Raw genomic sequence first — 12914 nt, forward strand, 5'->3', positions numbered from 1 at the left:
TCACCCCGCATCGCCGCGTCCGCAGCGCTCGCTTTGCTGTGGAATCGCTGCTCGACTTCGCGTGGAATGCCCGCTCGCCTTGCCGTGGAACGGCTGCTCGATTTGCGCGGAATACGCATTCACCGCGACAGGCAATTAAATAAACATAGTGTGTGTCCATCGGTACGGCCTCCCTGGCTGTCGAACCTCGGATTTCAACTGGCTAGCCCCTTCGGCTGTTTCAACGTCCACTCGTCGATCATGTCCGCCCAGTCCTGCAACATCGCCGTGCGCTGTTCGCGATACTCGGCCTTGTTGTATAGGGCCCTAACTCCCCTCTGCTCGTGCGCCAAGCACTTCTCGATCCAGTCCGTGTTGTAGCCGGCCTCATGTAGGAGCGTACTGGCCGTTCGCCGCAAATCATGTGGCCCGAACTTGGCGAGCGACTTCCCCTCCTTCTGCGCCAGCCGGTACGTCAGCGTCAGCACCTGATTAAGCGTGGCGCTGCTCATGGGTAAATCCGAGTCATACCGCGACGGCAGCACGTAGTCCGAACCACCGGCGAAGGTTTTCAGGGCAATGAAGATATCCAGTGCCTGCCGGGATAGGAACACCAAGTGCGGATAGCGTCGCTTCATCCGCTCCTTTGGGATCGTCCAAAGCGCGTCACTGAAACTGATCTCGCTCCACGTCGCGTTGGTCAGCTCGCTCTTGCGCACCATCGTCAGCAGCAGCAGCTTGGCGGCCGCTCGGATGGATGGCGTCGTGCCGATGCGCTCTATGTACTGGTACATCAAGCCGATTTCTTCGGGTATCAGCGCACGGTCGCGCGGCCCAAACCTGGTGATGGATGTTGGTCGCACCAGCTCAGCCGGGTTCTCGACCTTCTGGCCGCGCTCGATGGCCCAACGATAGACCTGCAACACTACCTCACGCGCATGCACCGCGGTTGCCGGTGCGCCTCGCTCCACGATAGCATCGGTCAGCGCCCGCAGATCCTCGTGGGTGATCTCTATCAACTTCTGATTGGCAAATTTCGGCTTCAGCTCCCGCTCGAAGACCGAGCGACGCATGTCGCGAGTTGACTCGGCCATTTGGTAGCCCCGCAGCCACTTTTCCGCCCAGGCCCCGAATGTCTCGGCGTCCTTGACGCGGGCCTTGTCCCGCGCCTTCTCCTTTGCTGGCGACTTCCCGGCCGCAATCATCTTCTTGGCCTCGTTCAGCCGCTCGCGGGCTTCCGCCAGGGTAATGCCGCCGGCACCGTAGCGGCCGAAGGTGATGGTCTCTTGCCTGCCGTGGATCGAGTAGTTGTAGCGGAACGAGATCGCCCCGGCCGCCGTGACGGCCACATAGAGGCCGTCACGGTCATTCACCTTGTAGAGCTTGTCCTTCGGCTTGATGTTGCGCAACTTGGTATCGGTCAGCATGATCCGTGCTCAGATTCCGTTCAAATACCATGATCCGAGCGCCGGTCCAGTTCTGTAGAAAAAACGCATAAAATCAATACGTTATACAGAATGAATACCATGCTTCCCCCTGAGGCGGGCACATGGTATCAGCGGCACATCATGGCATCACGTCAAAACGATACCACCATCTATGCCATAAAAAAACCGTGCTTGAGGATGCCGAAAGGTGCCAGCCATTGCCAGACACAAGCACAAAAAAGCCCACAAAATCGCGGGGTTAGGGGTGTTTTACTGCCAGTGGGTGCCGGCCGATGCCGGACGCAGGATCACTCCCACTCGATCGTCGCAGGCGGCTTCCCCGAGATGTCGTACACCACCCGGTTGATCCCGCGCACTTCGTTGATGATCCGGTTCGACACGTGCCCAAGCAACTCGTGCGGCAGATGCGCCCAATGCGCGGTCATGAAGTCGAGCGTCTGCACCGCGCGCAGCGCGACGACGTACTCGTAAGTACGGCCATCGCCCATCACGCCGACGCTCTTGACCGGCAGGAACACCGCGAACGCCTGGCTCGTCAGGTCATACCAGGACTTGCCGGTCTCCTTGTCGATCGTGTTGCGCAGCGTCTCGATGAAGATCGCGTCCGCGCGGCGCAGCAGGTCCGCGAAATCGCGCTTGACTTCGCCGAGGATCCGCACGCCCAGACCCGGGCCCGGGAACGGATGGCGATACACCATCGAGTGCGGCAGACCGAGCTTCACGCCCAGCTCGCGCACTTCGTCCTTGAACAGCTCGCGCAGCGGCTCGAGCAGCTTCAGGTTCAGCGTCTCCGGCAGACCGCCCACGTTGTGGTGGCTCTTGATGGTTTGCGCGGCCTTCTTGCCCTTGCCCGCCGATTCGATCACGTCGGGATAGATCGTGCCCTGCGCGAGCCACTTCGCGTCCGTCAGCTTGCCCGCTTCCGCCTGGAACACTTCGACAAATTCCGCCCCGATGATCTTGCGCTTCGCTTCCGGATCGGTGACACCGGCCAGCTTGCCGAGGAATGCCTCGCTCGCGTCGACGTGAATCACCTTCACGCCGAGGTGATCGGCGAACAGCGCCATCACCTGTTCGGCTTCGTTCAGACGCAACAGGCCGTGATCGACGAACACGCAGGTCAGCTGATCGCCGATCGCGCGATGCAGCAGCGCCGCCGCCACCGACGAATCCACGCCGCCCGACAGGCCCAGAATGACGTGCTCATTGCCGACCTGCTCGCGAATCTTCGCGACTGCCTCGTCGATGTAATGACCCATTTCCCAATCGGCCTTCGCGCCGCAAATCTGCAGCACGAAGCGCTCGAGCATCGCGCGGCCTTGCACCGTGTGCGTGACTTCCGGGTGCCATTGCAGGCCGTAGAAGCGGCGCTGTTCGTCGGCCATCGCGGCGATCGGGCACGATTCCGTCGATGCCATCAGCGCGAAGCCCGGCGGCATTTCCAGCACCTTGTCGCCGTGACTCATCCACACCTTCAGCATGCCGTGACCTTCGGGCGTGGTGAAGTCGCTGATGCCTTCGAGCAGGCTCGTATGGTTGCGCGCGCGCACTTCGGCGTAGCCGAATTCGCGCAGATGACCGATGTCGACCTTGCCGCCGAGCTGCTGGGCCATCGCCTGCATGCCATAGCAGATGCCGAGCACCGGCACGCCGAGTTCGAACACGGCTTGCGGCACGCGCGGCGTGTCTTCCTCGGTGACCGAGCTCGGCCCGCCGGAAAGGATCACGCCCTTCGGCGCGAAGTCGCGGATGAACGATGCGTCGACGTCGTACGGATGGATTTCCGAGTACACGTTGGCTTCGCGAACGCGACGTGCGATCAGTTGGGTGACTTGCGAACCGAAGTCGAGAATCAGGATCTTGTCATGCATGGCAGCGGACGGAATCAGAAGTGGGCAGATACGGAATGCCGCGCGCGAGGCGCGGCGTCGAATTCAAAGCACTCCACGCGGCGCCGGTCTCAGCGCGGCGTGGACAGCAAACATTACGGAAAAGCACACGGGCGCGGCCAGCCGCACAGCTTGCCGCCTGCGACGCCCGCAAATGAAACCCGGTAGCTTCGGCAAACGGCGTGGCGCAACGCGCGTCAGCCATGAAACGGCGGCCGGGGCGCGTCAGACGCCTCGGTGCGGGAGTTACCCGGCGCAGCCGCCGTGCGCGCGGCGCGTTCGGACTCACTGAGGCCAGGCTCGCGTGCGGCCGGATGAAGCGGCGCGGCGGGTTCTGGCGCCGGCTCGGCGTGATAAACGGGAAAGCCCGCTGTGGCGCGTGGCTCGCGCGCGGTGTCGCGTTCGAGTTCACGCTGCCGCGCGGCGTCCTTTTCGGCCTGCTTCCCGGCATCTTTCGCGGCGCGCTTGTCGGCCTTGCTCGATGAGGACTTGACCACGCCCCCCTTCTCACGCCGCCGCACCGCGCCCGACAGCCGTACGCCGCCGAGCCCGATCACCACCAGCACGACGCCGGCCAGCACCGACACCATCTTCCCGAAGTCGGGCAGCGCTGGTGTACGCAACCCCAGCAGCCAGATCAGCATCAGCACGCCTGTCAGCCAGTGCACATGTCCGACGACCTTCGCGACCGTCGAGGTCATCGCACCGTCGTACGACGCATGCACCGCGAGCCATGCGAGCCCGAGCAGCGCGACGCCGAAAGCCTGGCCGACCAGTGCCGGCTCCGTTGGCACCACTTGCAGCGCGTTGCGCAGCGAAGTCCACGGCATCAGCACGAACACCAGGCCGAAGCCCAGCAGCACCAACGCATCCAGGATCAGTACAACGCGCAGCAGTGGCTTCATGGGCGTTTAGTCCACGTGGTAGTTCGGCGCTTCCTTGGTGATCTGCACGTCATGCACGTGCGACTCGCGCAGGCCCGCGCCGGTAATCTGCACGAACTCGGCCTTCTCGTTCATTTCAGCGATGGTGCGGCAGCCGCAATAGCCCATGCTCGCGCGCACGCCGCCGATCAGCTGGAACAGGATCGCGTTGACCGAACCCTTGTACGCGACGCGACCTTCGATGCCTTCCGGCACGAGCTTGTCGATGTTCGCCGAGTTGTCCTGGAAGTAACGGTCCGCCGCGCCGTCCTTCATCGCGCCGACCGAACCCATGCCGCGGTACGACTTGTACTGGCGGCCCTGGTACAGAAACACCTCGCCGGGCGACTCTTCGGTGCCGGCGAACATGCTGCCCATCATGACCGCGCTCGCACCCGCCGCGAGCGCCTTGCTGACGTCGCCCGAGAAGCGCACGCCGCCGTCGGCGATGACCGGCACGCCGGAGCCCTTCAGCGCTTCGGACACGTTGGAGATTGCGGTGACCTGCGGCACGCCGACGCCCGCGACGATCCGCGTCGTGCAGATCGAGCCAGGGCCGATACCGACCTTGACACCATCCGCACCGTATTCGACGAGCGCCCTCGCAGCGGGCGCCGTCGCGATGTTGCCGCCGATCACCTCGACGTGCGGGAAATTCTTCTTGACCCACTTGACGCGCTCGAGCACGCCCTTGCTGTGGCCATGCGCGGTATCGACGACGATCACGTCGACGCCCGCCTGCACGAGCAGCTCGACGCGCTCTTCATTGTCCGCGCCGACGCCGACCGCCGCGCCCGCGCGCAGCTTGCCGTGCTCGTCCTTGCACGCGTCCGGGTGCTCGGTCTGCTTGGTGATGTCCTTGACGGTCATCAAGCCGCGCAGCTCGAAGGCGTCGTTGACGACCAGCACGCGCTCGAGACGATGGCTGTGCATCAACGCCTTCGCTTCGGCGAGCGGCGTGCCTTCCTTGACGGTGACGAGGCGCTCTCGCGGGGTCATGATGTGGCGCACCGGCTCGTCCAGACGTTCCTCGAAGCGCAGGTCGCGGTTCGTCACGATACCGACGAGTTGCGCGCCCTCGACGACCGGGAAGCCCGAAATGCCATGCTGGCGCGACAGCGCGATCACGTCACGCACTCTCATTTGCGGCGGCACGGTGATCGGATCGCGCACGACGCCCGACTCGAAACGCTTGACCTTCGCGACTTCACGCGCCTGCTCGGCCGGCGTGAGGTTCTTGTGGATGATGCCGACGCCGCCCATTTGCGCCATGGCGATTGCCAGACGTGCTTCAGTGACCGTGTCCATCGCGGCGGACACAAGCGGCATGTTGAGGGAGATGTTGCGGGTCAGCCGGGACTTGAGGCTGGTGTCGCGCGGCAGAACATCGGAGAAGGCCGGGACGAGGAGCACGTCATCGAACGTGAGTGCTGTTTGGATCAGACGCATGGCAAATCCTATAGGCGCAAAAGCGAATTATACGCGATACCACCCGGTTTTCACTTCACGAACAGCAGCTTAGCGAATTTCTGACGATTTTCTCCCGATCCGCCGCGCGCCAATTTCGCCTGGTTGTTCGCGTCGGGTTCGATTGGGTTTCGTTTGCGCGTTCGCAGATAAAGGGGGCCGAGCCGGCGGCGATCGGCGGCGCGAAATCTGATCGAGCGGCAACCGAACCGCCCGAATGCAGGATCGAACAAGACGCTGCGTCCGTCAAACCGCTATTCTGCCGGCCATTCCAGTTTTTCGAGCAGGGGCAGTCGATGCAGCGCGGTGTCGTCTATGGGGTAATGGCCGGAGCCTTGTGGGGCATGGTGTTTCTGGTGCCGCGCGTGCTGCCCGACTTCTCGCCGCTGCTGCTCGTGGCCGGCCGCTATTCGATGTACGGCGTCGTCTCGCTCGCGGCTGTCCTGCCGATCGCGCGCTCACTCGCCAGACGGCTGACCCGCGAGGACCTGATCGCGCTCGTGAAGCTCGCGCTCGCCGGCAACATCGTCTATTACCTGCTGCTGACGGCCGCCGTGCACCTGATCGGGATCGCGCCGGCTTCGCTGATCGTCGGCGTGCTGCCGGTCACGGTCACGCTGATGGGCCGCCGCGATCACGGCGCGGTGCCGCTCGCGCGCCTCGCATGGCCGCTCGCGACCGTGATGGCGGGCATCGTCTGCATCAATATCGACGTGTTCACGGCGACCGGCGCAACGCCGGTGAGCATCGCGACCCGCCTCGTCGGCGTGGCCTGCGCGGCGGGCGCGCTGGCCTGCTGGACCTGGTTCGCGGTCGAAAACGCGCGCTACCTGCAGCGTCAGACGCATTTCAGCGGCAACGAGTGGTCGGTGCTGTGGGGCGTCGTGACGGGCGCGCTCGGCGGTGTGTTGTGGCTGCTCGTCGCGGTACTGCCGTCGGGCGGCCCACAGGGCGAGTTGGCCGATGCGCGCTGGCATACGTTCTGGCTGCTCAACCTGGTGCTCGCGATCGGCGCGTCCTGGCTCGGCAACGGCCTGTGGAATGCCGCGGCGAAGCGGCTGCCGCTGACGCTGTCCGGTCAGATGATCGTGTTCGAAACGCTGTTCGCGCTGCTTTACGCGTTCATATACGACGAGCGCCTGCCTCGGCCGCTCGAACTCGCGGCGATCGTGCTGCTGGTCGCGGGGGTCTGGTGGTCGGTGCGCAGACATGCGGACGATGGTGCGTCGGGCGCCGCGCGCATCGAGGGCATGGACGATAAGGCGCAGACGTCGGCGCCTCGATGTGATGTGACGTGATGAGAAACGGGCGGCGCACGAGAAATCGCGCCGCCCCGATCCGCGCCGCCTAGCGCGAATCCTTGTTCAGCCAGCGCCGCCCCTCGATCGACCCCGCCTTGCGCGTCTTTTCGACGCGGCGTTGGCGCGACACCTTCGGATCCACCAGCAACGGCCGGTAAATCTCGACGCGATCATGGTCGGCCAGGACCGCGTCGAGCGGCTTGAGCTTGCCGAACACGCCCACCTTTTGCTTGCTTAGATCGATCGCTGGAAAGCGCTGCAGAATCCCGCTCGCCTCGATCGCCTGTTGCAGCGTCGCGCCGGCCGGCAGCTCGACTGGAATCAGCGCCTGCTCGCCGGCGAGCGCATAGCAGACCTCGACCGATAACCGCGCGCTCATGACGCACCATAGCGCTGATTGGCGCGCTTCACGAAAGATTCGACGAAGGTGTTGGCGATATGACTGAACACGGGCCCGATGATCTTCTCGAGCAGGATGCTGGTGAACTCATAGTGCAGCGCGAATTCGATCTTGCATGCATCGGCGCGCAGCGGCGTGAAGCGCCAGAAACCGGTGAACTTGCGAAACGGGCCGTCGGCGAATTCCATGTCGATGCGCGTCGGCCGCTCCATCGAATTGCGCGTGGCGAAATGCTGCTTGATGCCCTTGAAGTTGATATCGATCTTCGCCTCCATGCTGGTGTCGTCCCGGTGACGGGTTTCGACGCCCCCGCACCACGGCAGGAAGTTGGGATAATCGTCGACGTCGGTGACGAGATCGAACATCTGTTCCGCCGAATGGCGAATCAACACGGTTTTCTGGACATCTGCCATAGATTGAACAGCGTGCGGCAAGGGTGGACGAGCGCTGCGGGCTTTCCTTGCCCCGCTTTGCTAAAATCGTGATTTTAAACGAGTTGGGCACTTTCCATTCATGAGCATTATCGACAACAGAAAAGCCTTCTACGACTACTCGGTCGAAGAGCGCTACGAAGCGGGACTCGTGCTCGAAGGATGGGAGGTCAAGGCGTTGCGCGCAGGGCGCGGCCAGATCAAGGAAGGCTACGTGGTGATCCGCAATGGCGAGTTGTTCCTGATCGGCACACACATCAGCCCGCTGCCCGAAGCGTCGACTCACATTCATCCCGATCCGGTGCGCACGCGCAAGCTGCTTCTGCATAGCGAGGAAATCAGCAAGCTGATCGGCAAGGTCGAGCAGCGCGGCTACACGCTCGTGCCGCTGAACTTTCACTACAAGAACGGCCGCGTCAAATGCGAGATCGGACTCGCGAAGGGCAAGAAGCTGCACGACAAGCGCGAGACCGAGAAGAAGCGCGACTGGGAGCGCGAGAAGGCGCGCCTGATGCGCTCGCCGACCTAAGCGCGATTCGTCTCCGGCTCATGCAAAAATGGCCCGCACATCGATGTGTGCAGGCCATTTGCTTTGGCGTTGCGCGTTCGTCGCCCGTTCGCTGCCCGTTCGTGGCGCGCGTTCCTAGCGCGAGTCGCTTCGCGAGGGCTCCGCTCCCGCCCTGCCCTTGTTCACGATCGCCAGCGCCGACGCGATCATCGAACTCAGGTTCGACATGTCGCCCGGCACGATCAGTGTCGTGCCCTGCTTCGCGAGGTTCGAGAACGCGCTCACGTACTGTTCGGCCACCTTCAGATTCACCGCGTCCATGCCGCCGTTCAACTGGATCGCCGCCGCAATCTTCTGGATCGCTTGCGCGTTGGCCTCGGCGACGGCCAGGATCGCCGCGGCCTGTCCCTGCGCCTGGTTGATCGCCGCCTGACGCTCGCCCTCGGATTTCTGAATCGCGGCCTCGCGCCCGCCCGACGCGATATTGATCTGCTCCTGCTTGCGCCCTTCCGATGCCGCGATCAGCGCGCGCTTTTCGCGCTCGGCGGTGATCTGCGCCTGCATCGCGTGAAGGATTTCCTTCGGCGGCGTCAGATCCTTGATCTCGTAGCGCAGGACTTTCACGCCCCAGTTCGAGGCCGCTTCGTCGAGTGCGGACACGATGCTGTGATTGATGAAATCGCGCTCCTCGAAGGTCCGGTCCAGCTCCAGCTTGCCGATGACCGAGCGCAGCGTGGTCTGCGATAGCTGCGTAATCGCGAACACGAAATTGCTCGATCCGTACGACGCTTTCATTGGATCGGTGACCTGGAAATACAACACACCGTCGACCTGCAGCTGCGTATTGTCGCGCGTGATACAGACCTGGCTCGGCACGTCGAGCGGAATTTCCTTCAGCACGTGCTTGTAGGCGACCCGGTCGACGAACGGAAACGCGAAGCTCAGACCCGGCGTCAGCGTTGCGTGATAGCGGCCGAGGCGCTCGAGCACCCATGCGTGCTGCTGCGGCACGATCTTGATGGTCTGTGACGCGAGCACGATCACGACGATCAGCAGCACTGCCCCGACGATGGTGGAATCCATATCGCTCTCCTCCGATTCTGATTCGAATAGTTGTGCGCAGGTGCGTCAGGCCCGCGTGTTCTGCCTGGGATTCTGTGCTTCGCCTCGTGGCGTTCGGATAGTCAGGTCATGCTTGCGCGGGCCTTCGGCTGGTGGCTCGCGACGACGACGAGGCAACTGCCGCGCAATTCCCTGATCTCGTAGACCTGCGCGTCTTCGGGTTCGCCCGCGGCCAACTCGACGTCCCATGCCGCGCCGCGATAGGTCGCTCGTGCTTTGCGCCCCTGCCAGGCCGGCACGATCAGCGTCTGTCCGATATCAAGATTGACGTCGGGATTGCGCGACGCCCGCTCGCGCTTGCGGCGGCCAAAGCGCGAGCGTCTAAGCAACACGACCGCTGCGAGCGCGACCAGCGCCGCCACCACGAACTGCAGGTCAGTCCCGGCGCCGGCAATGCGTGCGAGCGCCGCCGCGACGAAGCCCAACGCGACCATCAACAGATAGAAGGTGCCGCTCATCAGCTCCAGCACGACGAGCACACCCGCCCCGATCCACCAGAACAGTCCACCAGGCGCCACTTCGACCTCCACAAAGCAAAACACCCCGGTTCTACCGGGGTGTTTATAGCACGAAGCGGACGTGCCTTTAACGCGTGGTGAATGCCGCCTGCGGGGCGGCATTCAACATGTCGCGAGTTATTGCTTCGACTTCGCCAACTGCTGCCACGTATCGATGACCGTGTCGGGATTCAGCGAGATCGACTTGATGCCTTCGTCCGTCAGCCATTGCGCGAAGTCCGGATGATCGGACGGCCCCTGGCCGCAGATGCCGACGTATTTGTCGAGACGCAGGCACGTTTCGATCGCGCGCTTGAGCATGAACTTGACCGCCGGATCGCGCTCGTCGAAATCGACGGCGAGCAGTTCCATGCCCGAGTCGCGGTCGAGGCCGAGCGTGAGCTGCGTCAGGTCGTTCGAGCCGATCGAGAAACCGTCGAAGTACTGCAGGAACTCTTCGGCGAGGATCGCGTTCGACGGGACTTCGCACATCATGATTAGACGCAGGCCCTTCTCGCCGCGCTTCAGGCCGAACTTGCCGAGCAGCCCGACCACGCGTTCCGCCTGCTTCAGCGTACGCACGAACGGCACCATGATCTCGACGTTGTCGAGGCCCATCTCTTCACGCACCTTCTTCAGCGCGACGCATTCCATCTGGAACGCCTCGGCGAATTCTTCCGCGATATAGCGCGACGCGCCGCGGAAGCCGAGCATCGGATTCTCCTCGTCGGGCTCGTAGCGCGAACCGCCGATCAGCTTCTTGTACTCGTTCGACTTGAAGTCCGACATACGCACGATGACGGGCTTCGGATAGAACGCCGCCGCGATCGTTGCGATGCCTTCGGTCAGCTTGTCGACGTAAAACGCGCGCGGCGACGCGTGACCGCGCGCGACGCTCTCGACCGCCTTCTTCAGGTCCTGATCGACGTTCGGGTACTCGAGAATCGCCTTCGGATGCACGCCGATGTTGTTGTTGATGATGAACTCGAGGCGCGCGAGACCCACACCCGCGTTCGGCAGCTGCGAGAAGTCGAACGCGAGCTGCGGATTGCCGACGTTCATCATGATCTTCACCGGAATCGGCGGCAATTCGCCGCGCTGCACTTCGGTGACTTCGGTTTCGAGCAGGCCGTCGTAGATCTTGCCTTCGTCGCCTTCCGCGCACGACACGGTGACGAGCGCGCCGTCCTTCAGCACGTCGGTCGCGTCGCCGCAGCCGACCACCGCCGGCACGCCCAGTTCACGCGCGATGATCGCCGCGTGGCAGGTGCGGCCGCCGCGGTTCGTGACGATCGCCGACGCGCGCTTCATGACCGGTTCCCAGTTCGGGTCGGTCATGTCGGCGACCAGCACGTCGCCCGGCTGCACGCGGTCCATTTCCGACGGATCGTGGATCACGCGCACCGGACCCGCGCCGATCTTCTGACCGATTGCGCGGCCGGTGGCCAGCACGTTCGACTGCCCCTTCAGCTTGAAGCGCTGCTCGGCCTTGCCGCCGCCCTGGCTCTTCACCGTTTCCGGACGCGCCTGCAGGATGAAGATCTTGCCGTCGCGGCCGTCCTTGCCCCACTCGATGTCCATCGGACGCTGGTAGTGCTTCTCGATGATGACCGCATACTTCGCCAGTTCGATCACGTCTTCGTCGGTGATCGAGAAACGGTTGCGCTGCTCGTGCGCGACGTCGACGGTCTTCACGCGGCCCGGCTCGCCCGGCTTGGTGAACTCCATCTTGATCAGCTTCGAGCCGATCGAGCGACGGATGATCGGGTACTTGCCCTGTGCGAGCGTGGTCTTGAAGACGTAGAACTCGTCCGGATTCACCGCGCCCTGCACGACGGTCTCGCCGAGGCCATAGCTCGACGTGATGAAGACGGCGTCCTTGAAGCCCGACTCGGTGTCCAGCGTGAACATCACGCCCGCTGCGCCGACGTCCGAGCGCACCATGCGCTGCACGCCCGCCGACAACGCGACTTCCGCGTGCGTGAAGCCCTTGTGGACGCGATAGGAGATGGCGCGGTCGTTGTACAGCGACGCGAACACGTGCTTCATGCGATCGAGGACGTCGTCGATACCGACCACGTTCAGATAGCTTTCCTGCTGACCCGCGAACGATGCATCCGGCAGGTCTTCCGCGGTCGCGGACGAACGCACGGCAAACGACAGCTCTTCGGGCGAGCTCTTTTGCAGCGTATCGAACCCCGCGCGAATGTCAGCCTCGAGCTGCGGCTGCAGCGGCGCGTCGATAATCCATTGACGGATTTCCTTGCCCGCTTCGGCGAGCGCCTTCACGTCGTCGACGTCGAGCGTCTCGAGACGTTTGGCGATGCGTTCGGTCAGATTGTTGTGCTTCAGGAAGTCACGGAACGCGAGCGCGGTGGTCGCGAAGCCGGTCGGCACGCGCACGCCAGCTTCGGCGAGCTGGCTGATCATCTCCCCCAGCGACGCGTTCTTGCCGCCGACGATTTCCACGTCGGTCATCCGCAACTGCTCGAACGGAACTACATACGCCTTGTCCTTTGCGACGGTAACTGCGTTAGTCATACAAGCCCCTAAGTGTGAAAGAAATTCACGGCTGTGCAAGTGGGCTTGAACACGGGCAGCCCATTGGAAGCTCGACCCCGTGTCTTGCACAACCTGTTAGATAAGCAATCGCCTCGACCGCGGACGTGCGCTGCAAGAGCGCGCCAGCCAAAGATATGACGAAGCCCGCAGCGAAGAACGCGGATCAGCCGATTTGCCGCCCGATCTCCCACGTTCAACGCATGTTGACGCCTGATAACGGGACGTTGGACGATCGTTCGCGGCAAATTAGACGCCAATCGCCTGCAATTGCTTATCCAACAGGTTGCCGCTATTCTACCGTGCCGACTCCCGAAATGTGGCAGTCGGTCGAGAATTGCGCTTCGAATCGCGCCCCGACCCTGCCAGCGGGTTTTTGCGAGGCCGGCC

Annotated in this window: 12 protein-coding genes; 2 read left to right on the forward strand and 10 right to left on the reverse strand. The window is 63.3% G+C overall.

The genetic code is table 11. The features are described from left to right. Window positions 1–194: 194 nt before the first annotated feature. The 5 genes from LJ655_RS22780 to LJ655_RS22800 form a co-directional block, all read right to left on the reverse strand. Window positions 195–1406: a tyrosine-type recombinase/integrase gene (locus tag LJ655_RS22780; protein ID WP_230563482.1), complete on the reverse strand. Its 1212-nt coding sequence runs from the start codon at window positions 1404–1406 to the stop codon at window positions 195–197. Between the two features lie 308 nt (window positions 1407–1714). Beyond that, window positions 1715–3298, reverse strand: coding sequence for a glutamine-hydrolyzing GMP synthase (gene guaA / locus LJ655_RS22785; RefSeq protein ID WP_230563483.1), 1584 nt, complete (start codon window positions 3296–3298; stop codon window positions 1715–1717). A 215-nt stretch (window positions 3299–3513) separates the two neighbouring features. After that, window positions 3514–4221 (reverse strand): hypothetical protein, encoded by a 708-nt coding sequence (locus tag LJ655_RS22790; RefSeq protein ID WP_230563484.1) that lies wholly within the window; start codon window positions 4219–4221, stop codon window positions 3514–3516. A gap of 6 nt (window positions 4222–4227) precedes the next feature. Continuing rightward, the gene (guaB, locus tag LJ655_RS22795) at window positions 4228–5688 is read right to left on the reverse strand and encodes an IMP dehydrogenase (RefSeq protein WP_230563485.1); all 1461 of its coding nucleotides are present in this window, start codon (window positions 5686–5688) and stop codon (window positions 4228–4230) included. A 50-nt stretch (window positions 5689–5738) separates the two neighbouring features. Beyond that, the gene (locus tag LJ655_RS22800) at window positions 5739–5939 is read right to left on the reverse strand and encodes a hypothetical protein (protein WP_230563486.1); all 201 of its coding nucleotides are present in this window, start codon (window positions 5937–5939) and stop codon (window positions 5739–5741) included. Window positions 5940–6002: 63 nt separating this feature from the next. Between LJ655_RS22800 and LJ655_RS22805 the strand changes: the two genes are divergently transcribed. Beyond that, window positions 6003–7004, forward strand: a complete 1002-nt coding sequence (locus LJ655_RS22805; RefSeq protein ID WP_230563487.1) for a DMT family transporter — start codon at window positions 6003–6005, stop codon at window positions 7002–7004. A 49-nt stretch (window positions 7005–7053) separates the two neighbouring features. Here the strand turns inward: LJ655_RS22805 and LJ655_RS22810 are convergent, their stop codons facing one another. After that, the gene (locus LJ655_RS22810) at window positions 7054–7386 is read right to left on the reverse strand and encodes an RnfH family protein (protein ID WP_230563488.1); all 333 of its coding nucleotides are present in this window, start codon (window positions 7384–7386) and stop codon (window positions 7054–7056) included. Further along, on the reverse strand, window positions 7383–7820 hold the full coding sequence (locus LJ655_RS22815) for a type II toxin-antitoxin system RatA family toxin (RefSeq protein WP_230563489.1): 438 nt from the start codon (window positions 7818–7820) through the stop codon (window positions 7383–7385). Before LJ655_RS22815 ends, LJ655_RS22810 begins: the two co-directional genes overlap by 4 nt. A gap of 100 nt (window positions 7821–7920) precedes the next feature. Here LJ655_RS22815 and smpB point away from each other — a divergent pair, with 100 nt between their 5' ends. After that, window positions 7921–8367: an SsrA-binding protein SmpB gene (smpB, locus tag LJ655_RS22820; RefSeq protein ID WP_230563490.1), complete on the forward strand. Its 447-nt coding sequence runs from the start codon at window positions 7921–7923 to the stop codon at window positions 8365–8367. 114 nt (window positions 8368–8481) lie between these two features. On the opposite strand, the gene LJ655_RS22825 is transcribed toward smpB, so the two are convergent. The 3 genes from LJ655_RS22825 to ppsA form a co-directional block, all read right to left on the reverse strand. Continuing rightward, window positions 8482–9429, reverse strand: coding sequence for an SPFH domain-containing protein (locus LJ655_RS22825; RefSeq protein ID WP_230563491.1), 948 nt, complete (start codon window positions 9427–9429; stop codon window positions 8482–8484). A 101-nt stretch (window positions 9430–9530) separates the two neighbouring features. Next, window positions 9531–9986 (reverse strand): NfeD family protein, encoded by a 456-nt coding sequence (locus LJ655_RS22830; RefSeq protein WP_230563492.1) that lies wholly within the window; start codon window positions 9984–9986, stop codon window positions 9531–9533. Window positions 9987–10103: 117 nt separating this feature from the next. Further along, entirely contained in the window at window positions 10104–12506 is a 2403-nt protein-coding gene (gene ppsA / locus LJ655_RS22835) for a phosphoenolpyruvate synthase (protein ID WP_230563493.1), read from the reverse strand. Window positions 12507–12914 lie beyond the last annotated feature (408 nt).

It is taken from the genome of Paraburkholderia translucens (genome assembly GCF_020881035.1).
GTDB classification, from domain to species: domain Bacteria; phylum Pseudomonadota; class Gammaproteobacteria; order Burkholderiales; family Burkholderiaceae; genus Paraburkholderia; species Paraburkholderia translucens.